Annotated in this window: 26 protein-coding genes; all 26 read right to left on the bottom strand. The window is 38.5% G+C overall.

The genetic code is table 11. The annotated features are described in order from the left end of the window. Positions 1–185: 185 nt before the first annotated feature. The 26 genes from Q7U95_RS06680 to Q7U95_RS06805 all read right to left on the bottom strand — a co-directional run bounded on the left by Q7U95_RS06680 (position 186) and on the right by Q7U95_RS06805 (position 26,447). Positions 186–827, bottom strand: coding sequence for a hypothetical protein (locus Q7U95_RS06680; protein WP_308752985.1), 642 nt, complete (start codon positions 825–827; stop codon positions 186–188). A gap of 83 nt (positions 828–910) precedes the next feature. Beyond that, entirely contained in the window at positions 911–1,489 is a 579-nt protein-coding gene (raiA, locus tag Q7U95_RS06685) for a ribosome-associated translation inhibitor RaiA (protein ID WP_308752987.1), read from the bottom strand. 89 nt (positions 1,490–1,578) lie between these two features. Next, positions 1,579–1,785: a cold shock domain-containing protein gene (locus Q7U95_RS06690; RefSeq protein WP_308753023.1), complete on the bottom strand. Its 207-nt coding sequence runs from the start codon at positions 1,783–1,785 to the stop codon at positions 1,579–1,581. A gap of 81 nt (positions 1,786–1,866) precedes the next feature. Next, the gene (locus Q7U95_RS06695; RefSeq protein WP_308753031.1) at positions 1,867–2,463 is read right to left on the bottom strand and encodes a hypothetical protein; all 597 of its coding nucleotides are present in this window, start codon (positions 2,461–2,463) and stop codon (positions 1,867–1,869) included. Further along, the gene (locus Q7U95_RS06700; RefSeq protein ID WP_308753025.1) at positions 2,354–4,402 is read right to left on the bottom strand and encodes an Ig-like domain-containing protein; all 2,049 of its coding nucleotides are present in this window, start codon (positions 4,400–4,402) and stop codon (positions 2,354–2,356) included. The genes Q7U95_RS06695 and Q7U95_RS06700 overlap by 110 nt, the downstream gene beginning before the upstream one ends. Beyond that, complete coding sequence (locus Q7U95_RS06705; RefSeq protein ID WP_308752989.1) at positions 4,395–5,123, bottom strand: hypothetical protein; 729 nt, start codon at positions 5,121–5,123, stop codon at positions 4,395–4,397. Before Q7U95_RS06705 ends, Q7U95_RS06700 begins: the two co-directional genes overlap by 8 nt. A gap of 4 nt (positions 5,124–5,127) precedes the next feature. After that, entirely contained in the window at positions 5,128–6,762 is a 1,635-nt protein-coding gene (locus tag Q7U95_RS06710) for a PQQ-binding-like beta-propeller repeat protein (protein ID WP_308752990.1), read from the bottom strand. Between the two features lie 382 nt (positions 6,763–7,144). After that, positions 7,145–7,678, bottom strand: coding sequence for a hypothetical protein (locus tag Q7U95_RS06715; RefSeq protein ID WP_308752991.1), 534 nt, complete (start codon positions 7,676–7,678; stop codon positions 7,145–7,147). Between the two features lie 416 nt (positions 7,679–8,094). After that, positions 8,095–8,334, bottom strand: a complete 240-nt coding sequence (locus Q7U95_RS06720; protein ID WP_308753027.1) for a flagellar biosynthesis anti-sigma factor FlgM — start codon at positions 8,332–8,334, stop codon at positions 8,095–8,097. 91 nt (positions 8,335–8,425) lie between these two features. Further along, a complete protein-coding gene (locus Q7U95_RS06725; RefSeq protein WP_308752993.1) occupies positions 8,426–9,118 on the bottom strand; it encodes a ComF family protein in 693 nt (230 codons plus the stop codon). Between the two features lie 11 nt (positions 9,119–9,129). Beyond that, positions 9,130–10,047, bottom strand: coding sequence for an AEC family transporter (locus Q7U95_RS06730; RefSeq protein WP_308752995.1), 918 nt, complete (start codon positions 10,045–10,047; stop codon positions 9,130–9,132). A gap of 55 nt (positions 10,048–10,102) precedes the next feature. Next, a complete protein-coding gene (mtnA, locus tag Q7U95_RS06735) occupies positions 10,103–11,137 on the bottom strand; it encodes an S-methyl-5-thioribose-1-phosphate isomerase (protein ID WP_308752997.1) in 1,035 nt (344 codons plus the stop codon). A 489-nt stretch (positions 11,138–11,626) separates the two neighbouring features. Next, the gene (locus tag Q7U95_RS06740) at positions 11,627–12,187 is read right to left on the bottom strand and encodes a class II aldolase/adducin family protein (protein WP_308753000.1); all 561 of its coding nucleotides are present in this window, start codon (positions 12,185–12,187) and stop codon (positions 11,627–11,629) included. Positions 12,188–12,678: 491 nt separating this feature from the next. After that, on the bottom strand, positions 12,679–13,935 hold the full coding sequence (gene ahcY / locus Q7U95_RS06745) for an adenosylhomocysteinase (protein WP_308753001.1): 1,257 nt from the start codon (positions 13,933–13,935) through the stop codon (positions 12,679–12,681). Between the two features lie 18 nt (positions 13,936–13,953). After that, the gene (locus Q7U95_RS06750) at positions 13,954–14,781 is read right to left on the bottom strand and encodes a purine-nucleoside phosphorylase (RefSeq protein WP_308753003.1); all 828 of its coding nucleotides are present in this window, start codon (positions 14,779–14,781) and stop codon (positions 13,954–13,956) included. A gap of 8 nt (positions 14,782–14,789) precedes the next feature. Next, positions 14,790–15,854, bottom strand: a complete 1,065-nt coding sequence (locus Q7U95_RS06755; RefSeq protein ID WP_308753005.1) for a bifunctional phosphoglucose/phosphomannose isomerase — start codon at positions 15,852–15,854, stop codon at positions 14,790–14,792. Continuing rightward, positions 15,841–16,935, bottom strand: coding sequence for an NDP-sugar synthase (locus Q7U95_RS06760; RefSeq protein WP_308753007.1), 1,095 nt, complete (start codon positions 16,933–16,935; stop codon positions 15,841–15,843). The genes Q7U95_RS06755 and Q7U95_RS06760 overlap by 14 nt, the downstream gene beginning before the upstream one ends. A 126-nt stretch (positions 16,936–17,061) precedes the next feature. After that, a complete protein-coding gene (locus Q7U95_RS06765) occupies positions 17,062–18,339 on the bottom strand; it encodes an LCP family protein (RefSeq protein ID WP_308753009.1) in 1,278 nt (425 codons plus the stop codon). Between the two features lie 79 nt (positions 18,340–18,418). Further along, on the bottom strand, positions 18,419–19,867 hold the full coding sequence (gene gatB / locus Q7U95_RS06770; protein WP_308753011.1) for an Asp-tRNA(Asn)/Glu-tRNA(Gln) amidotransferase subunit GatB: 1,449 nt from the start codon (positions 19,865–19,867) through the stop codon (positions 18,419–18,421). 161 nt (positions 19,868–20,028) lie between these two features. Next, a complete protein-coding gene (gatA, locus tag Q7U95_RS06775; protein WP_308753012.1) occupies positions 20,029–21,483 on the bottom strand; it encodes an Asp-tRNA(Asn)/Glu-tRNA(Gln) amidotransferase subunit GatA in 1,455 nt (484 codons plus the stop codon). Between the two features lie 206 nt (positions 21,484–21,689). Further along, positions 21,690–21,974, bottom strand: coding sequence for an Asp-tRNA(Asn)/Glu-tRNA(Gln) amidotransferase subunit GatC (gene gatC / locus Q7U95_RS06780; protein WP_308753014.1), 285 nt, complete (start codon positions 21,972–21,974; stop codon positions 21,690–21,692). Between the two features lie 3 nt (positions 21,975–21,977). Continuing rightward, positions 21,978–22,679, bottom strand: coding sequence for a type II CAAX endopeptidase family protein (locus Q7U95_RS06785; RefSeq protein ID WP_308753016.1), 702 nt, complete (start codon positions 22,677–22,679; stop codon positions 21,978–21,980). Beyond that, positions 22,669–24,717, bottom strand: a complete 2,049-nt coding sequence (ligA, locus tag Q7U95_RS06790; RefSeq protein WP_308753029.1) for an NAD-dependent DNA ligase LigA — start codon at positions 24,715–24,717, stop codon at positions 22,669–22,671. The genes Q7U95_RS06785 and ligA overlap by 11 nt, the downstream gene beginning before the upstream one ends. Before the next feature lie 194 nt (positions 24,718–24,911). After that, positions 24,912–25,193, bottom strand: coding sequence for a type II toxin-antitoxin system RelE/ParE family toxin (locus Q7U95_RS06795; protein ID WP_308753018.1), 282 nt, complete (start codon positions 25,191–25,193; stop codon positions 24,912–24,914). 6 nt (positions 25,194–25,199) lie between these two features. Then, positions 25,200–25,418 carry a hypothetical protein gene (locus Q7U95_RS06800; RefSeq protein ID WP_308753020.1) on the bottom strand — a complete coding sequence of 73 codons (219 nt, stop codon included), beginning with the start codon at positions 25,416–25,418 and terminating at the stop codon, positions 25,200–25,202. Positions 25,419–25,775: 357 nt separating this feature from the next. Beyond that, positions 25,776–26,447, bottom strand: a complete 672-nt coding sequence (locus Q7U95_RS06805; RefSeq protein ID WP_308753021.1) for a hypothetical protein — start codon at positions 26,445–26,447, stop codon at positions 25,776–25,778. Between the last annotated feature and the right edge of the window lie 189 nt (positions 26,448–26,636).

Raw genomic sequence — 26,636 nt, forward strand, 5'->3', positions numbered from 1 at the left:
TTTTCACTTGGAAGGCCCCCCTTCGAGACATTCTTTTAATAAGTCCAATGAAGGTCTTCCTGTCCCGCTACAACAGAAATAACTATTTAATTTTCTCCGCTATTTACAACTAAATAAATCCAAAACAAACAATTAAATACACGTTTATGATGTCGGCTTATTATAAATAAACCTTTAATTTTTACTTAAGTTTTCAAAAAGCCAAAGCGCCTATTTACGGCATCTAATGTTGCCCGCACCACAGAATCGTTATTGCTCTGTTTCACAATCGCTGAACCGCTAAACAACTGTTCCTCTGATAAGGATACTACACTTATACAGCAAACAGCCACTTTTTTTCGTCCAAGCGAAATTAAATCAACGTCTTCAAGAGCAAAAACGGAAGAGTCTTGCATAAACTTCTCAATTGCGTCTAAGGTGGCAAGAACCACCAATCGCCTTAACTCAGTTTGAGAAGCAGGTCCCTTTGCAATACCCTCATATTTAACTTCATCTAATGCGAGTGCTACTGTAACTTTGGCTTGAACCCCGGAAAGCTCGGAATTTATGTTGAGAATTTTAGGCCTTGCTTTCTTTGTTAAAGTTACCTCACCGTTGCTCACCTGGGCAATGCTAACTTTTTTATGATCCACCGGTAGTCCATAACTTGCCATCAAAGCGGATTCGATATCCCGAACCAACTGCTTAGGGGCTTTTCCCGGCAAAGCCAACACATGAATTTCTTCAATTGTGTCCCCTTCTCCAGGCACTATCCTTGCAGCCTGCACTTCTTTTATTTGACAAATTGTTTTTTCCGCGTTATCTAAGGTATATTCTTTTTCAATCAAACTAACGACTCTCCTTAACGTTCTACTTTATATATTTCTTTTTCGACAAAAATTTCCCTTTCGATTAGCGGAAATTTGAAAAATTATTTTTTTACGTTATATGAGGGCTCGATTAACCCGTAATTATCATCATTGCGTTTATATACAACATTTGTTTCTTCGGTTATAGCGTTCCGAAATACAAAAAAACTGTGACCAATGAGGTCCATCTGCATTACCGCTTCTTCGGGAGACATTGGCTTTATCGAAAACTGTTTAATTTTAACAATTTCCGGCTCAGTATGCTCCGCGTTACTCTCTTTTTGCTCTGCAGATATTTCTTGTTCCCTTAAGACCTCTTTTAAGCTGGTATATTTTGAGTTGCTCCTGTAAGTTTTACCTTTATATTTTTCAATCTGTCTTTCAAGTTTATCAACAACCTTGTCTATGGATACATACATATCTTTCGAGGAATTTGAGGCCTTAATAAACGGCCCCTTGGTAAAAATAGTTACTCCAACCTTCTGATTGTCGTGAATGCTCGGATTTTTTTCCACATCAAACTCCACTTCAATCTTCATAACCTGGCTAAAATGCCTTGTAATTTTTGATATCTTCTCTTCGGCATGTTTGCGTAGCGCATCCGTAACCTCTATATTGTGTCCTTTTACGATGAACTGCACTCTACCATCTCCTTGTTAAAGCATTTTTAGATTTATAAAGCCCCACGCATAAAAATACATGGGGCTTGTGGGTTAATTTAACCGCACCATTATTTAATACCTCGCACATTTTCTGCCTGTAATCCTTTATCGCCTGTTGTTACCTCAAATTCAACTTCCTGACCCTCTTGAAGTGTTTTAAAACCTTCGTCTTGAATCGCTGAGAAGTGCACAAATACATCTTCTCCGTCTTCCTGCTCAATAAATCCGTACCCCTTCTCCGCGTTAAACCATTTGACTTTCCCTTTCACTACAATCCCTCCTTGAATTTCTTATAAAACTCCTTGATTTACTTATAAATTATGTTATCACAATTTAAGAAATAGTGTCTATGCTAATTAACCATTATATCTTTTTTTAACACCGTGCCTATCGTGCCTACCGTGCCTACCGGCAGGCAGGCCGGCAGGCAGGTATTTAGTTATGCAATGATATCCCTCGTAACAATGGGTACATCCCAAGGTAAGATGTTCAAAAAGAGTTAAAGAAACAACCCCGAATAAGAGCAAGAGCAAAAAGAACCTATGCCAGGTAAATTTGAAGATAATTAAAACAATGAGGGTCACAAACGGAATGAACGGAACTAAGAAAAGAAAGATGTTTTGCCACTGACCTTTGATAAATTTATTAACCGTATCTTTTTTGTAGATACCGGCCACCTTCCCGATGCCCGTGCTGCAAAATTTTCCGTGATAATAACAGCGAACGCAACGATTGTTCATCAAATAGAAGAAGGCTATTAGGCAATAAGCAAAATAAACCAGAAAGATGGACATACCAAATTCAGAAAAGATAATATATGCACCAATTAAAAAGACGATGATATTAAGAATTGTCCTTAAAAAGGGAGTATAAAAAGGATAATCCCCCTCGTAGATCTTGCAAGAATTGGCTTTGTTGTTTCTGCACTTGCCCCCCGGCTTCATTATTAACATTCACCTTTTCCTCAAAAGAAGTTGTATTTTTGGCTCTGTCTAATGCTGTTATTCTTATGGTGTAAACTCCGTTTTTAATAAGGGTACCATCATCATCCCTGCCATCCCAGGTAAAAGTGAAATTCTGGGAGAATTCTTCATTTGTGTAAGTAAAAACTGCATCTCCTTTATTTCCGTTTTCCTTATCTTTTACTTTAAATATTTCAGCAAGATAAGTTGTTGGCTCGTTAGTTGTTGTTTCAATTTCAGCCTTGGTCTCTTTTTTTACGTTTATCAGTTTATTTAAGACCTCGTAATCTACTTCTGGTGGGATTGTATCTATTGTAAATTTCCACATCTTTTCAGTTTCATTTCCTGCTTTATCCGATACTTTGACCTCAATCTCATATTCACCATCATGGAGAGTGGATTCAAGAGCTGCAACGAGAGCGCCCGTTTCTTTACTATATGTAAATCTTAAATCCTCCCCATTTAATGTTAAGGAGATGCTTCCTTCTTCGATGCCTATGCCATTTTCATTACCGTGCCCGCTGGCAGGTAGGTCAAGTAAGTAAGCATAAATTTCAGGAGTGGAATCGTTTATGAAAGAGCCATCTTCGGGAGATAGATTAGATATTGTTGGGGGAGTCATGTCCATGAGCTTATCTATGTCAGAGATTTGGTCAACTATAAAATTTCTCATAAAGTATGCAAACTTTTTATCAGTTGTCGAGGAGGGATTTTTAATGTGCTCTAATATCTCATCTTTTACAATCTCATCGAATAACTCATCATCAGTTATCTTAACCTCAGCGGTAAACCATTCTTCACCATCTCTTAGCTCTGTTTTTTCTTCTATTTGAAGGATACCTTTTTGCTCTGCCTGCTCAACAACATCTAGCCAGAAAAGATATTTGGTTGCCTCAGTCAAATGAAAGCTATCAGGACCTTCCTCTGCGTAATTGAAGCCAGGTAATGGTTCCGCCCAAGCAAATTTAGTATTAAATGGAGATAGAATATCTAAAAACCCTCTTGACTCAGGTAAATAAGCAAGGTGTTCGGGAATATTGGGCACGGGAAGTAAGGGATAAAACCGGACTGGATTTATTTCATTAAACGGAATATGGTTTCTCGGCACCAAATCTTTGGACCAATTTCTTACGGTCTGAACTGAAAGAGCTATGTTTTCCTCAGCTCCCCTGGAGCGCATATTGTATAAGAAAAATGGGGTTTTTCCTGTTGATATGTCCACCAATGTTTTTGAGGCAAGCGTCGCGTGCAACGCAGCAACTGTGCAGTTGAAAATCACTATTCTTTTTTTGATTTCGGATTCAGAGAGTAAATTGGTAAGAGCATATTCTTTAATAACCTCATCAGGTAATCCTGGTTTTTTCTCATGTTCATCAATCAAATAATAATTTACAAGGGCCTTCTGAATTTGTTTCGGCTTAAACCAAAGAGGAAACTTAATGGGACCCCTGGTTAAAAACATATAATAGTCGTAGAGAAATTCGCCATTTAGATGCGGTGGGCCATATAAAGCCATATCAGTTTTATCACTTTTTGGGATAGGAAAAAGCTCCAAATCGTGAGCAACCCAATCGGCAGCAATGTGTCCTCCCCAACCGAGACCACTTGCATAGTATGAAGAAGAGACATTATTAAGTCCCCTTGCCTTTAGCATCAGATAAGCAAAATTTGGTTTATGAGCAAAATCTTCTTCTCTATTTAAATCCGGAGAATGAACATAGTCACATAAATCGCCCATCACAAACATATCGGGGCCCGTTCCATTGTCGCAGTACAGATCAAAATTGCTTTCTTTTATTTCTGGATTTGCTTCGCGATTTATATGCCAGTGTGTTACAGGATCCCAAGCGTAAGAAAGAGGTGTTGAAAAAAACAGGAAACAGAAAGCCATAATTAAGCAAATTATTTTCTTGGTGAGTAACCTAGTCATATATCTCAATAAACGGAACCTCCATCCATCCTTTTTCGTTTATCTCAAGACGATACGGCCCAAAACCTATATCTCTATCCGGAACATCATCGATACCAACCAGATACATGGCATCGCTTGCAGAATAGAAGCTAATCCAGAGGTGGGAGCGGGTCCTTACCTCATATCTCAATCCAAAGATTATTCCGGTTCCCCCCTCATAATCTATGAAGAGTTTGGTTTTGCCGGTTCTTATGTTGTTTGTGTAACCACTTTCTTTGACTCTTTTCTCTGGTTCCGTTAAATCAAAAACGGGACTTAGAACATATTCTTTTCCCGGGTCTTCTGATGAGAAAATTGAGAGGGTTTTGTGAACCCTATCCCCAGCATCAAATCCACTTTTTAAATCAGGAATTTCAATTTTTAGCATGGGACTATTATTGGTTTTTGAGATACTAAACTTAACATCAGGAAAATAATCTAAAGTATATTTATTATGGAAATCTACTGTTTTGTCATACATTTCAATATAAGGTTCATTTTTATACACAGGAAAAGGCAGATAAACCATAACGTTTTTTAGTTGCTCACCTTCTTTTGGATAAATATTTACAGTGTATTCAATTGTTGTGCCCCTAAACTCGCAGTTGCACATTTTAAAACATGTTACAAATAGCAAAATGACGAGCAAAACAGCTGCAGCAAATATTGAAAATATGACAAACTTAGTTTTCTTCTTCATCTCATCACCAACTCGTCTCAACTTGAACTTTAACTTCTTTTGTATCAATCACGCTTCCGTCTTCAATATCTTGCGCTGTCAATCTAATTGTGTATTCTCCATCCGGGGCAAGAAAAACACCCTTGTCGTCATTTAAACCAATCTCGGGACAATCAATCACTCCCCACCATTCATAGTGATCGGATCCAGGTTCTTTTGTGCCAAGATCTATGGATTTTACAATATGTTTTGATGAATTTAGTATCTCCAGAGTTAAATTAGCTTCTTTGTTTAAATCATAGTGCAAGGTTGCCCTTTCATCTTTTTTATAAGGGTCAAGGACTTGAGGAGAAACTGAAATATCAGAAATTATTGACAGCGGTTTAGAAGATTTAAACGCTAAAAATATTTTGGTGCTTAAATTGGCAAAAACCATTCCTTCAGCAACAACAGGAGACGGGTCTATTGCATACCAGTCATTAAAATGCCTACCATTACTATAACTCCAGAGCAATTCACCAGTATGTGCATCAAGAACATATAGCCTACCATCTGAAGCATCAAAAAAATCCACCGGATCACGAGAAGCTCCAAGAAAAACATAGCCATCAGCAATTGCGGGAGAGCTTCTCATCCTATTTTTATAAGAGGTGTCCCAATTAAAATCCCATTTATGCACTCCTGTATCTGCATCTAAAACATGCAAATTACCATTTACAGTAAAATAAATATTACCATATGCAACGGAAGGGGCTGTTCTGTCCCCATAATAATCACCATGAAAATATTTCCACTTAAGATCGCCGTTATCTTTATCTAAAGCAAAAATATCATAACCAGCTAAAACATATACTCTATCACCAAATACAACAGGCGAAGCACTTGAAACCCTCCCGTATCGAGGGCTATAACTCCACTTTAATTCACCTGTTCTAGCATCCAGCGCATATATCTTATCTGCACCAAAATAGACTACTCCCTCCGATACAGCGGGAGATGACCAAAGTATACTCCCGACATCATAAGCCCATCTCAAATTACCCGTTTTCGCATCTAAAGCATAGAGCATTCCTGAACCCCAGCAAGAAAAATAAACAATACCGTCACACACAGTCGGTGAGGCCAAAATTAGAGAAGGGGCGAGGTAACTCCACCTAAACTCACCTGTTTCTGCATCGAGGGCATAAAGTTTACCGTTTCGACTTCCGAAATAGACATATCCATCATAAACAACGGGGGTAGTAAGAATACCAACATTGGGGCCATCTTTACTTTCATCCAGACTAAAGCACCACTTTTCAATCCCTGTTTGTGCGTCAATTGCCTTAAGGCGACCATGCCTTCCTACTATCTCCCACCAATAAGTTGAATACCACTGCGTACCTATATAAACCGTTCCATTTGCAACTGTTGGACGAGAACGTCCCTCGTTATATCTGTCCCCGTAATAAATCCATGTTTTTTTAAGAGGAAGATATATACTTTTTTCGACAGGATTATAGCCAGTGTGTGCAGGATTATAATTAAACATCGGCCACGAAGAGGCATTAGCATGCCCCAAATTAAGACAACACAGGAAAGTCACAACAAACCCTATTAAATAAGCAATTGGAAAAAAATAACGGAAAATTTTCCTTTTAATTTTCAAATCTCCTTCCATAACAACCCCACTAAAAAATAATTATTCTCTTTAATAAAATAAATTCCTGTTTTTTATTAGAAAATTTTTTAATAATTTTTTTCCAAACTTAATTCTAAGCTATTAACGAATTAACGTTAATACGTTAATAGGCTGGTAAATTGATATTTAATTTGTATCCACCCTCAATTAATCCCCTCTTGTCAAGGAATGAGATTGCCGCGCTTCGCTCGCCTGCCTGCCGGTAGGCACGGTAATGACTAGCCTGCAAACCATAAGCCCGCCAGCGGCGGGCAAGCAACTGCCATTCGCTAATTACCATTAACGCCATATCATTTTTAGGCGGAAAAATAGGTTGTTCAGGAAATAAGCCGAAGCTGTTTGAGCCAGGCTTATATCCATCTTACAACGTAGTTGGAAGTTTTGGCTTTTTGAAGCCAAAGAAAAGGATATAGTTTAGACTGACGAGTTCTGCCTGCCTGCCGGCAGGCAGGCAGGCGCCTGAACGACCGTACATTTTGGAGCCGTTCAAAAAATGATCGGCCGCCCTTCTTTTGCTTCGTTTTCTTGGGCGAGCAAGAAAATGAAGGAGAGTAAAATTCATAATTAAGAATAACCACAAAAAAAATAATTGAATAAACAAAAACAAATCAGCTGTTACGATTAAAAACGAGATTGCTTCGGTCGCTACGTTCTCTCGCAATGACGAGCCTACGACCATAAGCCCTGCTATCGGCGAGCAAGCAACTGCCATCAGCCATCTGCCAGTTGCCATATCATTTAAAAACAGTTGCCAGTCTCCAGGAAAATTAAAAGAGCTTTTTGTAAGGTTTGGACTTTTTAAAACCCCGGTGGGCCGGGTGGACAGCGACCCTCCAGAGGCGGGCAGGCATATGAGCACGCCGTTAAGCGAAGGAGATTCAAACATCTGCGGCAAATTGCGTGTCCTTTAGGACAAATAGCAATTTCGCAATGAGAGAATCGACTGAGTAGGCGCGCGCAATCAGGAGCTGTTGCCTGCCCACAAAAAAGAAATCCTTAAAAATTAAAAATTTTAATTAAAAACAAAAAAAACAGGTCTTCACTTAGTTGACCTGGTCTTTGACCCCACACTCGCCTGTTGAGAGCCCCGCACTCGTTTAACTCGAACACTCATACTCTTCTCCCCATCGCGTTGGATGGGAACAGGACTTACCCCTAAGCCGCACCATGCTCACCCCGACAAGTCAGAGCTTACGTGGATCCTTTTGCCTGCGACTGGCATGGACTATCTCCGCAAAAATATTGCGAAGAGCAACCACAAACCTAAGTGAAAACCCGCTTTATTAAACTATTTTAATCCCTTGAGGCCTTTTAAACAAGTTTACGACGAACCCAGTTGTAAAAATGACGTCTCTCTGCATCAACCGATAACATTTTCTCCGCAATATCCTGAGAAGGAACATTGTAGTTGTTCAGTTCAATTCTTTTTTTTATCTCTTTTACATCGATATTTCTGCAAGATTTATCAAGAAAAAAAAGACCTTTTACCCTTTTTTTCGACTTACTTTTTGTTTTATTTCCAGCAACCTTTACAGAAAATTTTTCCTTCACTTTCTTCAAACCCTTCTGTCAGAGTTGCCCCTCTTATAATTTCATCGGAAAAAATTTGTTTAAACTTGAGAGAAAAATAAGATTTTTTTAATTAAATATCGCAAACCCGGGCAATGGTTAAGACCGAAAGATTCTTCGCCCCTGCCTTAAGCAGAACCTTGCCGCATTCATTCACTGTAGAACCGGTGGTAAAAACATCATCTATTAAAAGCAAAGATTTTCCCGTAATGTTTTTGTTCCCGTTAAAAACAAAGGCGCCTTTAACATTTTGCTTTCTCTCTTTGAGGGAAAGCTTGGTTTGATCTACTTCTTCAGCAACCCGCCTCAAAGTTGCTTCGCAAATCAAGTCCGTCCTTTTGGCAATTTCTTGAGCTAAAAGATGCGCTTGATTGTATCCTCTGTAAAGCTCTTTTTTGCGGCTTAAAGGCACATTTGTAATCAAATCAACATTATTGAAGTCATTTGCCAAACCTGTCATCATCTCAGCGAATGTTGCCGCCAACCCCCTTGCGTTTTTGTACTTAAATTTATGAATCGCAGTCCTTAAGTTCCCTTCATAGAGACCAAGTGAGCGGGCAACTGAGAACTTAAATTTGTTCTTGCATTCCCTGCAATCATCTACTTCCATGCTGCATGGTTTGCCGCATCTTTTACAAATCGGGGGCTGAATAAGTGAAAAAGAATCTAAACAATCGGGGCATAAAAGATTCTTGGAAAAGGCGCCACAAGCCCGGCATCTTGCCGGATAAAATAAATCGAGAAATCCCTTAAATGTATCTTTCATCTAAGCCCCAATTAAATAATGGCAATTATATATTGCCAAATAGGAATCGTTATCATGCTAAGGACAGTGGCAGATACTATCGCGACAGACAAAAAATCGGCATCGAGCCCGTACTTAAGCCCTATAATGAAAGAAAGCATAGCGGCAGGCATAGAGGTCTCCAAAACAACAACACTAAGAGAACCGGCACTCAAATTAGCCAGATTGCCCACAATATAAGCAAGCATCGGAGATAGAATTAGTTTTATTCCACAGAGCAAAACAATCAATAACTTGTGCTGCCCCAATTTATCAAAACGCAGCGAAAGCCCGATTGAAAGCATAATTAAAGGTATTGCCGCCGCGCTTAAATAATTCAAGCTCTTTAAAATAAAGAGCGGAAGAACAACGCCCCGAAAGAAAAGCCCTACAAAAAGAGCGATTAAGGGCGGAAAGGTAACGACTTCTTTTATCTTATTTATTTTTTTGCCATTAGTTCCGTAAACTTCGGCAAAATAAAGGCCGATTGTGAAAGCAAATATAACGGTACCGAATATGTCATAGAAAATTGCTTTTGCCAGCGCTTCCTCGCCCAAAAGACCAAGTGTAAGAGGATAGCCCAGATAACCGGTGTTCCCAATTGCCGCAGCCAGCAAAAATGCCCCAACGGTTGGGTTTTTTAAAGGAAGCAATCTCGTTATGAAAAAGGCCGTAGCAGCACAACTCAACATTACAACCCATCCGACCAGTGGAATAGATAAAAGATTTATGGAAATTTGTGAATTGCGGATAGCTAAAAAAATCAAAGCGGGAAGCGCCAGATAAATTATGACATTATTTAAAATTGTAGAGTCTTCGTGTTTAAGCAGCCCGGTAACCTTGCTCAAATAACCCAAGGCGATAAGAGTTACAGCCGATAATATCAAGCCAAATAAAGAAAGAATATCCACAAATCTCACCTCCGTTTTGGATTATTTATAACAAATGAGAAGCAAAATTAAAACCTTATAGCCTTAGATTTTTTATTTTTTCACCAAAAGGCGAACGCAATATGCCTTTTTCAGTGACGATTGCGGTTACCAATTTGTTGGGTGTAACATCAAAAGCAGGATTGGCAACAGAAATATCATCGGGAGCTATTTGAACTCCACCAATGTGAGTAACTTCGCTCTTGTCTCTTTCCTCGATGATAATTTTGTCTCCTGAGGAAATACTAAAATCTATGGTTGAAGTAGGAGCCACTACATAAAAGGGAATATTGTGCTCTTTTGCTAAAACCGCCAAGGTATAAGTGCCAATTTTATTTGCAACATCCCCATTGACAGCAATCCTGTCTGAGCCGACAAAAATTTTATTTATCGTTCCTTTTTTCATGAAATAACCGGCCATGCTATCGGTTATTAGGGTAGCAGGAATATTTTCTTTCTTCATTTCCCAAATGGTTAAACGGGCGCCTTGCAATTTAGGCCTGGTTTCATCGACATACACATGAATTTTCTTTCCTTCTTTAAAAGACCAGAAAATTGGCGCAAGGCCCGTCCCATATTCCACGGTCGCTAAAGAACCCGCGTTGCAATGGGTTAAAATATTATCGCCATCTTTTATCAGAGTAGCGCCAAACTTACCCATTTTTTTATTGGCTTCTATATCTTCATCAGCCATCTTTATTGCTTCATCTTTTAAAGCTTTTTTAAGGTCCTCAACTTTGCCCCACGTATTTGAAAAGGCAACTTTCCTCATTCTCTCAATTGCCCAAAACAAATTTACAGCCGTAGGCCTGGTATTTCCCATTTCTTTGCAAATAATATCTATTTTGCGTAAAAGCTCGTCAACATCATTTCCTGAGTAATTTACCGCGCCCAATACAATTCCCATGGCCGCCGCGACTCCAATTGCCGGCGCCCCTCTAATTTTCATCGATTTAATGGCATCAATTACACACTTGTAATCTGAACATTCAAAAAACTCCTCTTTAAGGGGGAGTTTTAACTGGTCTATCATCTTAACTTTGTCATTTTTCCATTCAATTGTCTTTATCATTTCAAATCAGCTACCAGTCATTTAGTCGGGAGTCTCTTAGTCGGGAGTGAGGAGTTGTGAGTCAATAGTGTTTTGTCTGAAGTCCTCATAAATTGAGAATTAAAAACGAAAAATGTAAAACGAAAAGTCTTAAAACCATTCTTAATTTTAAATTATCGTTTTTATTTTTTCATTCTCCGTTCGGCATACGCCACAAGCTGCTTATGAGATTGCCACACTCCCCGCCAATGGCGGGTCACTCGCAATGACAGAAAAAGTTCTTCACCTTAACCCATTACCCTTCACCTATCAGTCGGGAGTCGGGAGTTTGTTAGTTAGTTTGTTTGTTGGTTGGCTTGTTTTTTCTCTGTACTCTATGCTCTCCGCTCTATGCTCCATGCTCTGCGCTTTTAACTATCAGCTATATTCTATACTCTATATTCTATATTCCTCATCCTCTAAGCTCTCCGCTCTAGGCCCCGTGCCTTCTTCATTTTTAACTTTCAACTTTTAACTTTTAGCCTGACCGAGCATTTCCACTAAATAATTAATCTTTGCCGTTTCTTCCACAAGCTCAGCTAACTCTACGGCCCGAGCTGTATTTTTGCCAATAGTAACAACTCCGTGTTTTTCCATAAGCACAGCATTTCGCCCTTTGATGGTTTCACAAACGACTTCTGCAAGTCCTACGCTCCCCTGAGGACGATAAGGTGAAACTGCAACTTCACCCAACAACATCTCGCTTTCAGGATTAACGGTTTTTAACGGTTTAGCAAGATAAGCAAAGGCCGAAGCATACGGTGAGTGAGTGTGAATTACCGCCTTTATGTTGCGATAAGTATCATAAATCTTCAAATGCATCTGCATCTCGCTAGAAGGATTTTTATGCCCTTTAACAACTTTACCCTTTAAATTAACAACGACCAGGTCTCCGTCGGTCAGATTCCCTAAACAAGTTCCGGCTGCCGTAATTAAAATTCTGCCTTCATCAAGTTTACAACTAATGTTGCCTGATGTTCCCACGACAAGATTTTTATCATAAATTCGTTTACCGGCTTCAATTAAATTCATATATCAACCACCAAGTTAAATTAAAAACTAAAAATGAAAAAAACTATATAGAAAAATTAAAAATCAAACCCTAAAAGATAAAATTCTTAAAACACTTTTAATCCAAAGGATTACCTTCTGAATAAAAGCTTTCTTAATTTTTAATTACCGCCCGCATCGGGGGCAGGTCGTTTTTATTTCTACATTCTCCATTTTTCATTTGGCTATCAGCCCATTCGCCCCGCCAGCGGCGAGCAGGCATCTGCCATACGCCACTTATGAGATTGCCACGCTCCTTTTGGTCGCTCGCAATGACGGATAGAAATATCACTCTACCCTTTGCCCTTATTTTTTCTCTCCGCTCTATACTCCGCGCTCTATGCTTTCAACTATCAGCTCCACCTGCTTTTTTGACTCTTGACTAGCGAAGCGGTTTGACCATACCTGCCGGTAGGCAGGCTTTTGACTGCTTTTCAGCCATCAGCCATTCGCTATCAGCTATACGCCATAAGCTATGTTCCTATTTCCCAAGATTTAAGATATTTCTCTTGTTCTTTGGTTAACTTGTCTATTTTTATTCCCATTGAAGCAAGTTTCAATTTTGCAATTTTATCATCAATTTCAGTAGGCACAGAGTAAACCTTATTCTCCAAAACTTTTGAATTCCGTTTTATAAACTCAGCGGAAAGCGCTTGATTCGCAAAACTCATATCCATAACACTTGCCGGGTGGCCTTCGGCTGCCGCCAAATTAACTAAACGCCCTTCAGCAAGCAAATTAATCCGGTTGCCGTTGGCCAATGTAAATTCTTCAACAAACTTTCTGGTTTTTCTTTTTTTCTTTGACATCTTCTCCAATGCGGGAATATCTATCTCCACGTTGAAATGGCCTGAATTAGAAAGTATTGCTCCGTCCTTCATCACTTCAAAATGCTCTTTTCGCAAAACATGAATATCACCAGTTACCGTTGTAAAAATATCCCCAATTTTTGCAGCCTCAAGTAAAGGCATAACTCTGAACCCATCCATTACCGCTTCTAACGCCTTAAGTGGGTCAACTTCTACAATTACGACATTGGCTCCCATTCCTTTAGCTCGAGTAGCAATTCCCCGGCCGCACCAACCATACCCCCCTACAACAACAACCTTCCCGGCAAATAAAATATTGGTCGCCCTTAAAATTCCATCTATTGTGCTCTGGCCCGTACCGTAACGATTATCAAAAAGATGTTTAGTGTTCGCATCGTTAACCGCAACTATTGGGAATGTTAAAATTCCCCTATCAGATAAACTTTTTAATCTTATAACACCGGTTGTCGTCTCCTCCATTCCTCCAATAATATTGGCAGCTTCACTTTTTCTTTTGGAATGAAGAATAGAAATTAAATCAGCGCCATCATCAACAACAATTACTGGTTTGTGATCTATAACAGCATTAATATGCTGATAATAGGTCTCATTACCCTCACCGTTAATAGCAAAAACGGGTATTTTGTAATCCTCAACTAAACAAGCAGCCACATCATCTTGCGTACTTAAAGGATTCGAAGCACATAAAACAACATCTGCCCCTCCCGCTTTAAGCGTCCTCATTAAGTTGGCTGTTTCGGTAGTAACGTGCAAACAAGCAGAAATTTTAACTCCATCAAGAGGTTTTTCTTTTGAAAAATCCTCCCTCATTGTTTTAAGAACAGGCATTTGATTGTCGGCCCACTCTATGCGAAGTTTACCTTCAGGCGCAAGTTTTTTGTCTTTAATATCGTAATTCACATTCAGCTCTCCTTTTAATTATAAATTTTTTTTAATTATGCCCCGTATCAGGGTTCTAAATTTATCTTCAACTTTTTTCGCCTCAACCAGTACCTCGTTATGGGAAACCTTACCCACCTTTTGAATTGAATTTGTGATACATGAAATGCCCAAAACTCTTAAGTTTGAATGCGCCGCAACAATTACTTCGGGAACAGTTGACATTCCAACCGCGTCAGCCCCAATTAACGAAATAAATTTCGCCTCAGCCGGTGTTTCATAACATGGACCTGATGCTCCCGCGTAAATTCCTTCCTTTACATTCAAAGCTTCCTCGTCTGAAACCATTTTCGCGATATCTCTTAATTTCTCATCATAAGTTCCCACCATGTTAACAAATCTCGGACCAAATCTTTCATCGTTCCGGCCAATTAACGGATTATTAAAAAATAAATTTATGTGATCTTTTATTATCATAAAGTCGCCGGGAGAAAATTTATCGTTAAGACCACCGGCAGAATTGGTAATAATTAAAACTTCTACTCCAAGCTCACTTAATACTCTAATTGGAAGAGTTACCCCAAACATCGTGTAACCCTCATAGTAATGAGCTCTTCCTTGCATTATAAAAACTTCTTTATTTTCTAACTCTCCAACAAAAAGATTCCCTTTATGCCCGGGAGCTAAAGGAATGGGGAAATTTGGGATATCCTCATATGAGATAACTGTCTTTTTTGTAACATCATTAGCCATATCGCCGAGTCCCGAGCCAAGAATGATGCCAATCTTCGGCTTAGTCGTAATTTTGCTCTTGATAAACTCCGCAGATTCTTTAACCTGCTCTCTTATATGTTCTCTTGGGTCCACTTTTAAATTTACTCCTTCGCAAGTTCTTTTTTTAATAAACTTATTCTTTCTACCGGAGAAGGATCTATTCCTTCAGCAACAGCAAGGTAGGTACTGACAAAATCTCCTAAATAAATTATTGAAAAAATTCTTTCAAGTTTAGACTCACCTTTTGTCCAAGTTTCAAATACGCTATCAAAGTGTTCTTGAATTAAAGATTTAGTTATATCAATCCTCTTTTTTACCTGAGGATGGTCTTGGTCATCTTTAAATATTATGAGAAAAAATCTCTCAGTGATATCTTTTAAAAGTTCCCATCCAACTGTTTCGTTGTGATTTAACTCGGGAAAAATATTATAAAACGCGGGAACTTTGCTGTTCTCATTGAACTGGCATTTCCACCTAAGAGCCGCTACCCCCGTTATCCCGCAGGAGCCATAAACCACAGGAATTTTTCCCACTAATCTCTCTGCAAGTTGTTTTGCCAAATTTTTATTTAAAGGATTACCCGGTGATAGAGTCTCCCTTGTTTGCTTTAAAGAATCTACAGTATTTTTAATTTCATCCACTTTGCTTTTGATTAAACCAAGTTTCTCAAGCACCACAAAAATTGGTATTAAAAGATAACCAAGAGCAGCTCTTGGTTGAAGTCCACCGGGAATTGTCATCACAGGTAAGTTGCTATTTCGTGCTTTTTTAGCAAGTTCCCCTCCGGAAGTTATTGATATCACAAAAGCACCCAAAGAAACTGCTTGCTCAAAAGCGGATAGAGTTTCTTCGGTGTTGCCCGAATAGCTAACCGCTAAAAATAAAGAATTTTTATTCGCAAATTTAGGCAATTTATAATCTTTGTTTACAAAGATTGGAATATCTAATTCTTCACTCAAAATAGCTTTAACAATATCTCCACTTATACCGGAACCACCCATTCCTAAAATAATAATTGATCTGGGCTTCTTGAAAAGGACAGATAAACGAGTTTTACGCGCAATCTTCTCAGCTTCTTCACATTGCTCAGGAAAAAGCTCCAGAGCTCCAAGCATATTTTTCTTATCAATTTTTTTTATCGCCTTAATATCATCAAGTTCTATCATTCAATCTCTCCTTTTTTGCCAAATTATAAGAAGAATCAACCAGACTTATTTTTTCCTCTTCCGCAATCGCCATATCCTCTACGTTAACTTTAACTCCAAGCTCAATCCCATTACATAAAATACTTTTCTTGATAATCGAAGAGCTACCCACTTTACACGCTTTAAAAAATATCGATTCGCCTATTGTCGCGCCTGAACCAATCATACAGTTATCACCAATTGTCGTATAGCCAAAAATTGTGGCATTAGCTTCAATTTGACAATTATCTCCTATAACAACAGGGCCAAAAATATTGGCTTCCGCACTAATCTTGCAATTTTTGCCAATCCAAACTTTTGGTTTTACCTGCTTACCTTTAAAATTAAATTTAATCTGCCTTTCAAGAATATCATGATGAGCTTTAAGATATTTTTGAGGCGTTCCTATATCAAGCCAATAAGCATTGGAGGGAAAACCGTATATTTTTTCCTCTTTCTCAACCATTTTAGGAAAAACTCCCTTTTCAAAAGAGTAATTCATGCCTTCTGGGATAAAATTTAAAACTTCTGATTTGAAAACATAGGTGCCCGCGTTTATAAAGTTTGTTACCACCTTATCCCAACCAGGCTTCTCTAAAAAATCAACTACTTTGCCCTTGCTGTCTATTGGAACAAGGCCATAAGATGTGGGATCTTCAACAGAAGCAAGAGCTAAAGTTGCTAATGCCTTTTTTGACTGATGGTATTCAACAAGCTTTGTAATATTTAAATCCGTTAAAATGTCGCCATTTAAAACAATAAAAAAATCGTCATCGAGATATTTTTCTACATTTTTAATTGCCCCCGCTGTTCCCAGAGGTTCGTCTTCTTTAACATATCTAATTTTTAAATCATGTTTTGTTCCATCACCGAAATAATTCTCAAATATGTCTAAAAAATTCCCCGTGCTTAAAATAATCTCCTGAATACCATGCCTTTTAAGCAGTTCAAACACATATTTAAGAAATGGGATGTTTAAAAGAGGAAGCATCGCTTTGGGAATTGTATGTGTAAGGGGTCTTAACCGGGTTCCTTGGCCTCCAACTAAAATGACAGCTTTCACGCATTCCTCCAAAGTTAAATTTTTACTCATTTTAACATATTATGTAAGAAATTTACCCATTTAACTAAGACTAAAAGGCGTTGTAATTATTAATATTGCCGGGAGAGAGGGTTTAAAAAAACAGATTTACTCGTTATCAATATAGTCTTTGCCGATAATTATGAGAATATCGGTAGAAAAATTGTATTGGCCAGTGTCTTTTAACGTCTTAGCAAACGGCAAGTAAGCACCAACTTTATCAACTTTATTTTTCGCGTTTGAACCATATATTATAAGTGTCTTATCGTAATTGGCCTTATCCGCGTTACCTATATTTTTTACTTGAAAATCTTTTACTTTTAATCTGTCTGCAAGCTTGTGGGCTATTCCCGCACTCTCGCATCCATTTCTTATATCTAAAGTAATATCATCATTTTCAATAAATTCCGCCGGTAGTTCACCATCCAAAGGAAGATCATTTTGAACACGATAAATAATTTTATCTATTTCTTTTTCATTTGGAATAACATAACTTACTCCGTTTCTAATTTCAGGTGTCCCTGGAAGCATAATCCCATCAAGATCATCACCTTTCAACACACTTAGCCGTTTCCCCAGGGATATCATTTCACTTATACTCATATCGCTTCTGGTGTTTTCGGCAACAATACTTGCCAGCTCAGGTACTTTAAAAATAGATTTTATTCTCATGGATTCACTCAAAATAGCCTTTATAAACTTCTGTTGTCTTTCAATTCTTCCAAAATCACCTAAAACATCGTGACGAAACCTCACATATTTAAGGGCAGTTTCTCCGTCAAGTTTATGATAACCGGGATTAAGCGATAGCTTAATTGAAGAGTCCCTCATACGTTTTTCAACATAAACTTCTACCCCGCCTAATACATCAACAGTTTCTTTAAATCCTTTAAAATCAACCATGACATAGTGGTGCATATCAATACCGGTAAATTCTTCTACAGTGTTAATCATGAGCTCCGCTCCGCCCAACATGTAAGCTGCATTTATCTTGTTATAAGAATGACCGGGTATTTTAACTCTGAAATCTCTCGGAATTGAAATTAAAATGACTTTTTTTGTTTGAGGGTTGAACCTCATCACAATTATTGTATCGGCTCTTCCTTGGTCATCCCCTCGAGTATCGTTTCCTAAAAGCAGGATATTTACAGGTTCTTGATTTTTTGATTCAGTAAGTATCTTTTCTAAACCATTGTTTCCGTTGGTGGAATTCATGTTTTGTTCTAAATTTTTCACGTAAGCATAACAGGCAGCGGCACTAGCTAAAAAAAGGATAAAAAGTATTAATAATATTTTAGGAATAATATGCCGAGAATTCTTTTTATACTCAACAATCCCATAATCCGATGTATTTTCTTGTCTTCTTTTTCTTAAATGCTTCCCCAATTAAAAACACCCCGATAAAAACCAGTTTAAATTTTAACATAATGTACCAATAAGTTTAATTAATGTAAATAAAGAAAAATCAGGAAAGTTTTTTCTTTAAAATTTTGTTAACTAACTGAGGGTTTGCGCTACCTTTGGTAAGCTTCATAACTTGTCCCACCAAAAAACCAAGGGTCCTGCCCTTCCCGCTCTTGTATTCTTCAACAGCTTTCTGATTCTCTTCTAAAACCATATCAACGATTCTCACTATCTCACCCTCATCGCTTATCTGGAACAAACCTTTTTCTTCAACTATAATCTTCGGCAATTTGCCAGTTTCAAACACCTCTTTAAAAACATCTTTAGCCATCTTGCCGCTAATTTGTCCGTCATCGATTAATTTTAATAATTGTACAAGATGTTTGGGGGTAACAGCAGATTCTTCTATTTTAAGATTGGCTGCATTTAAGTGCATTGAAAGCTCACCCATCATCAAGTTGCTTATCTTTTTAGCATCACTGTAAGATTTTGTACACTCCTCAAAATAATCCCCCATTGCTTTTGAGGAAGTTAAGAACTCGACATCATAGACAGAAAGTTTATATATTTCCATAAACCTCTTTTTCCTAGCATCAGGAAGTTCCGGTAAAGTCTTTTTTAAATCCTCAATCCATTCTCGAGAAAGCTCCATGGAAACTAAATCGGGTTCCGGAAAATAGCGGTAGTCATGAGCTTCTTCCTTGCTTCGCAGAGACATCGTAATATTGTTTGCGGCATCCCAATGACGAGTTTCCTGAACCACTCTTTCCCCGGTCTCAAGAAGCTCTCTTTGACGCTCAATCTCATATATTAGAGCTTTTTGAATAGCACGAAACGAATTCATGTTTTTGACCTCAGATTTCGTTCCGTGCTCCTTCGCCCCTTTGGGACGCAAAGAAATATTGGCATCACACCTAAAAGAACCTTTTTCCATGTCACAATCAGAAACCCCCAGATGTTCAATGATATTTTTTAGTTTTTGGGCAAAAGCTTTTGCCTCATCGGGTGTCCTAATATCCGGTTCTGTAACTATTTCAACCAGTGGAACACCGGCCCGATTAAAATCAACCAGACTGTAATCGGCTCCCCCTATCCGGCCACTTTCACCTATATGAATAAGTTTACCTGTATCTTCTTCAAGATGAACTCTGGTTATAGAAATTTTCCGGGTAAAGCCATTCACCTCAACATCCATAGAACCACCCTCACAGATAGGCAAATCATACTGAGATATCTGGTAATCCTTAGGCATATCCGGATAAAAATAGTTTTTGCGGTCAAACTTTGTAAAACTCGCAATTTTACTATTCAAGGCAAGGCCTATTTTAACGGTATATTCAATGGCTTTCTCATTCGGTACGGGCAATGATCCCGGCATACCTAAACAAACAGGGCAAGTAAAAATGTTCGGCTCCTCACTAAAAAACTTAGTTGAGCAACCGCAAAACATCTTGCTCTCCGTATCGAGTTCGACATGTATCTCCAGCCCTATTACCACTTCGTAGTCCATCTTGCCTCCGTCAAGTCTCTGTCAAGTCGGGAGTCTCTTAGTTGGGAGTCGATAGTTTGTAGTTTGCTTGTTTTTTATACTTTCTATACTCCATACTCTATACGCTATCTGCCATCTGCTATCAGCGCTCTTACTCCTCACTCCTAACTCCCGACTACCCACTAAAGAGCCGGTTTCTCTTTAAATCCAAACTCCTGCTCAAAAGCGTAAGCAGCCCGCAAAACAGTCATCTCATCCAAAGCTTTACCCATTATCTGCAAACCAACGGGCAATCCGTCAACCAGCCCACAAGGAATTGAAATTCCGGGAATTCCCGCCAAATTGACAGGGATGGTGCAGGTATCCGACATATACATCTTGAGCGGGTCCTCAAATTTTTCACCGATTTTAAAAGCAACTGTCGGTGAAGTGGGCGTAATTAAAACATCATATTTTTTAAAAGCTTTATCAAAATCATCAATTATTAATGTTCGAACTTTCTGAGCTTGGCCATAATAGGCTTCATAGTATCCTGCCGAAAGAGCATATGTGCCAAGCATAATCCTTCTTTTTACTTCATCCCCAAATCCTTCAGCACGCGTTTTGCAATACATATCGACTATATCTTCAACTTCCTGCTTCGTCCTATAACCATATCTAACTCCATCAAAACGAGCTAAGTTTGAACTTGCCTCAGCAGGCGCAATTAAATAATAAGCAGATAGAGCATAATCAACGTGCGGTAAAGATACTTCTTCAATAATAGCTCCCATTCTTTCAAAAACTTTTAAAGCATCTTCAATTAATTTTTTAACTTTTGCGTCTATACCTTCACCCATAAATTCTTTTGGAACACCAATTTTAAGGTCCTTAACGTTGGTCACCAAAGCTTTTGTATAATCGGGAATTTTTACATCTAAAGAAGTGGAATCCATTGGGTCTTTCCCACAAATTGTATTTAAAACGAGAGCACAATCAGTCACATCTTTAGTTATGGGACCAATTTGATCAAGCGATGAAGCAAAAGCAATTAGACCATATCTGGAAACCAAACCATAAGTTGGTTTCATGCCCACCACTCCGCAGAGAGAAGCAGGCTGCCTTATTGAACCGCCTGTATCGGAACCCAAGGCAAATATTGCCTCATCTGCCGCAACAGCAGCAGCCGAGCCTCCACTTGAACCGCCTGGAACAGTTGTTAAATCCCAAGGGTTTGATGTTGGCCCAAAAGCAGAGTTTTCAGTTGAGGAGCCCATGGCAAATTCGTCCATATTGGTTTTTCCAACCATTATAATGTTTTTATCAAAAAGATTTTTAACAGCCGTTGATGAATAAACCGGCACGAAGTTTTCCAAAATCTTCGAAGCACACCTGGTCTCAACGCCCTTAACGCACATATTATCCTTGATTGCTGTGGGGATTCCTGCTAAATGAGATACGTTATTGCCCGATTTTATTTTTTCGTCAACCTCATTGGCCATTGACAACGCTAACTCTTCCGTCAAACTTAAGTAGGCCTTAACTTCATCTTCAACTGCCCCGATTCTTTCAAAAACACTTTTACAAAGTTCCGCGGCAGAAGTTTCTTTACTTATTAACTTTTTATGTAGTTCATGAATAGTTAATTTATGTAACATGGTACTCCTAAAGTCGGGAACAAGCTCAAATTAAAAATGAAAATGAAAATATAAAAACTACCTGCCTGCCGGTTAGCTTGTTTTTTCTCTATGCTCTCCGCTCTAAGCTCTCTGCTTCTTGGTCTTCCTGAAAGCTGGCGGCTGGAATCTGGAAGCTGATTTCCTTTACCCTCTCATCTTTCTATCAACCATCTGCTATCTGCCAACTAAACAATCTTCGGTATTTTTATCATTCCATCTTCTTTTACCGGAGCATTGGATAAAGCTTCTGCTTGAGTGAGAGATGGTTTTTCTTTGTCCTCTCTAAAAACATTTTTTACCGGAAGGGCATGAAAAGTCGGCTTAATTTCTCTGGTATCAAGTTTAGATATCTTTCCGGCATGTCCCAATATTTGGCCCAACTGCTTAACAAACTTCTCTTTTTCATTCTCGGATAAAGAGAGTCTCGCAAGCAAAGCCACATGTTCAACTTCCTTTTTGTTAATTGCCACTTTTTAAACCCCCAAATAATAAATCATCAGTAATGAAACCAAATTATTCAAAGCATGAAAAATAATCGGCGGCCCAATTGAATTTTCCCGTTCATAAAAATAAGCAAGCACAAGGCCCAACAACAAAATTGGGACCGTCATCCATAGGCTCCCATGAAAAATTGCAAAAATAAAAGAGCTTATTAGAGCAGCCCAAGCAATCCCAATTTTATCACGCAAAGCAGTGTAGATAAACCCTCTAAAAAAAATTTCTTCTGCCAATGGCGCAACAACTACACTAATAAAAATGGCCAGTAAAAATCCGGATATTCCTTTCCCAAAAATATCAGGGATGCCTGTAACCATTTTAGGCGGCGGTTTAAAATTTAAAACGCTTGAAGTAAACACGGCATATATCGCCGTTAAAATTTTAACCAATACAAGCCATAAAAAAGCCTTTCTTAAAACAGACATAAAGTGAAAGACCTTGAAACCCAAATCTTTCAAAGAGCCATTGCGCTTTTTTATCCCAAAAAACCAAACCAGCAAAACCAAAATCAAGTAACTTACCGTCATTAAAGCCACTCGTCCAAAGGGCGTATTTAGATGTGATTCAGCGGGAGGACGAAATAAGCCCAAATACATTTGAAGGGTCAATATGACTATAAAAACTATAAGAACCTTGTTAACGTCCTTAATATTCCAGGGAACCCTTTTAGTCTCCAATTAATTTTATAAACTCCTCTTCATTGATAATCTTTACGCCTAAACTCTTTGCCTTATCAAACTTGCTTCCCGGATTTTCTCCGGCAACAACATAGTCAATCTTTTTGCTAACACTGGATGAAATACGACCGCCAAGAGCCTTTATTTTTTCACCGGCTTCTTCGCGCGCAAATCGACTGAGTGTGCCGGTGAGCACAAAAGTTAATCCGTCAAGTTTTTTTGGCGCATCCGTTTCAACCAATTCTCTCATATTTACCCCGGCACGCTTCAGTTTCTCCACAACTTTTAGGTTTCTTTCCTGCTCAAAAAACTTTATTACGCTTTCGGCAACCGCCGGACCAATTTCGTTGATAGCCGTCAAATCATCAAAACTTGCGTTCTTTAACTCCTCTATGGATGGAAAATGCTGTGCGAGAACATCCGATATATGAGAACCGACATGTCTTATCCCTAATCCAAATAACACTCTTGAAAACGGCCTCTTTTTGGAATTATTAATAGTATCGTAGAGATTTTCAGCTGATTTTTCTTGGAAATGCCCTATTTTACTAAGCAATTCTTCCTTGGAAAGAAAATATAAATCTGCAATATCTTCTATTACTTTATTCTTCAAAAGTTCATCAACAACCGCCGGGCCCAAGCCATCAATATCCATAGCGCCCCGGCTTGCCCAATGCAAAATATGTTTAAACCTTTGAGCCGGACATGAGATATTTGTGCATCTCTTTACTGCATCGCCGGGAGGCCTTATGGCTTCAGCTCCACAAACGGGACATCTATCCGGAATCTTATAAATCCTTTCATCACCTGTACGTCTGCTGGTAATGGGAGCTACTACTTCAGGGATAACATCGCCCGCCTTTTGCACCACCACCCAGTCGCCAATACGGATGTCTTTCCTCCTCATCTCGTCTTCGTTGTGAAGAGTGGCTCTGCTTACGATTGAGCCCGCGACTTTAACCGGCTCTAATACCGCAACGGGAGTAAGCGCCCCGGTTCGGCCCACACTAATTATTATATCTTTGACTTTTGTTGTTTTTTGCTCAGCGGGAAATTTATACGCAATCGCCCACCGAGGAGATTTGGAAGTAGCTCCAAGCTTCTCTTGTTGCTCAAGAGAATTAACTTTTACAACTATTCCATCTATTTCATAAGGAAGAGAGTCCCTTTCCTCTTGCCACTTCTCACAGAAATTAAAAATCCCATCTCTCGTTTCGACATGCCGGATAAACTTGCTTACTTTAAAACCGGCTTTCTTTAAAAACTGCAAAACATCCCAATGAGTTTTAAAACCTTCCCCACTTGTGAACCCAAGCGCGTAAAAAATTGAGTCAAGCTCTCGCCGTGCGGTAATGCCGGGGTCCAATTGCCTTAACGAACCAGCTGCCGCGTTTCGAGGGTTTGCAAAAAGCGTTTCCTCTTTTTTGGACCGCTCCTTATTTATCTCCTTAAATTGTTTTTTGGAAATATAGGCTTCGCCTCTAACTTCTAAGAAACCGGGTGGCTTATTTAATCTAAGTTTTAATGGAATTGAGCGAATAGTTTTTATGTTAGACGTAATTTCTTCGCCAACTTCGCCATCGCCTCGAGTGGCACCAGTGACCAGCAATCCGTTTTCATACATAAGAGATATCGCTGTGCCATCTATCTTGAGCTCACAAACATAATCTATTTTTTCGCCGGGAAGCCCTCTCTCGACTCGATCCAAAAATGCCGAGAGTTCATCAAAAGAAAATACGTCACCAAGACTCATCATTTTAGTTCTATGCCGAACAGGTAAAAATCCTTCGGCCGGGGGAGCCCCAACCCTTTGAGTTGGTGAATCAGGGGTAATGAACTCAGGATGTGCTTCTTCAATGGCAATGAGCTCCTTCATAAGTTCATCATATTCGGCATCAGAAATCTCCGGGGAATCCAGCACATAATAGCGGTAGTTATGGTAATTAATTAAATCCCTAAGTTCCTTTGCTCTTTTTTCGATGTTGGAAATATCGCTTATAGTCGTAACCTCCCAATCAAAACTGATAAAAATTATTATACAAGAAAATTAGAAAGTTAGGAGTTATTAGTGAAAAGTGCTGATGGCTGATGGCTGCCCGCCGCTGGCGGGGCTGATAGTCAACATAAGGATAAAGGGTGATAAATGGAGGGTAAGGTTAGATTTATTCAAATTATTCAAATCTTACTCTCCGTTTTCAATTTCTCCACGCAAATGATATATTAGCTATTCCTCTATTTTCTTTTTAAATAGCTTTTTAAGTTTCGGTAATAATTTTCATGTGATCCAATCATTATTAATTCTAACCCATCATCAACAATTCTGTAGGAAAGTAAATATTGAATCGTTTTGATTTTAAATTTATGAATATAGACACTCCTTAGATCCCCTTTCTTCTCTTCTTCGACAAGAGGATTTTCTTGTATCCTTTTAACTCCTTCATCTAATATTTCTTTTTCTCGTTTTGAAAACTTTTTGATTTTATTTTCAAAAGTTCTTGATTGATAAATTTTCATCAGTTACTATCCAAACCTATATTCCGACTTTTCGCCATGCTCTAATTCTTCCAGCCCCATAAGTATTTCTTTAATAAGACTATAAGTTAAGTCTGGGTTTTCTTCAGCGCATTTGCCAACCTTCGCCCAGTGCTCTATTTGCCCTGTTATAGACCTGTGTTCAATACGACTATATTTTTTAGCCGCGTTGGCCAATTCTTCTGATATTCTTACTGCTGTTGCCATTTTTAATACCTCCAACTATAATTGAGTTGCATTTTGTTATCACTTTACATTAAAACATAGCAAAATGCAACATTTTGATTGAGTTCTATACCTGTCTGCCGACAGGCAGGCATATTCAACACAGAAGGGCTTTCATTATCCGGAGGATAACCCTCTGGGTTAGACATTCTTTTTTACTTCTTAAACTCAATTGGGGTAAGCATGATTAGAAAGGTAAAAGAAACCGAAAAGAAAAGTTGAGAATGGAGTATCTATCATTTTAAATTTCTATTTTATTGGAAGTAATACCACGGTTAAGGAACTGGGGGAAGCCGCAGGTTTTTACCAGTCCGAGTTGAGTCGCTTGTTAGCAATTTATCACGGAATTTCAATAGGATACAGTGTTGCGTACTCCTTATTTATTTCTGTTGCCCTTTTAATAACTGCTTCTGATTTACTGATTAATACAAACATAAGTTGATGCCAAAAAATCGCTGTTACATAAACAGATGCGATTACACCAGAAAGCCTTTCCTTAATTCTTGAGAAATCGTCGACAAATTTGATTCGCCGGAAATGCTGAAATACTGAGACCAGAGAATTCGAAGGTATTTGATCTAAAATTGTCGAAATTTCCGAATATCTCACATGCTTATCGTTATATTTTCTTTCTGGTTCGAACCCATTGTCCGGGTCGAGAAATATAATTTGATTACTTCGTTTAGGTAATTCCGAAAAATACAATTCCCTGTTTCTTTTTGTTATATAAATTTCTGGGTTATGAAGATTTACTTTATAATTGGCACCAGTTTCTGAAGGAAGATGTTTAATGACGGAAAGATCCCTTTTGGAACGGAGGTTCTTGCAAAACTGAATAATCTCACTTCTCGCAGGAAAAGAGTCCGGTTTTGTTTTACCGTCATTTGTTTTATCATCCGGCGTCATCATTAAGAGAATGTTCAAGAAATTATAGCCTATAACATTGGTCAAATAGTCATGGTAGTCCCATTTGAAACTATCTTTGGAGTCTCCAAGGTACTGTATTTTCATCTTTTTTATCCCCAACCTATTAATACACTAAATTCCATAATATAAACTTAAATTTCTAGTCAAAACAGATTTCTCCTCCAAGAATTCCCCTGTTTGTTTTTTAAAGAAATAGCTCTTTTAAGTATGAATGGGCTTTACGAATATCAATTTTCCCGATTGTTCTTTCTCTTTTCAATTCCTTTGCTATTT

Source organism: Candidatus Oleimmundimicrobium sp. (assembly GCF_030651595.1).
Classification (GTDB): Bacteria; Actinomycetota; Aquicultoria; order UBA3085; family Oleimmundimicrobiaceae; genus JAUSCH01.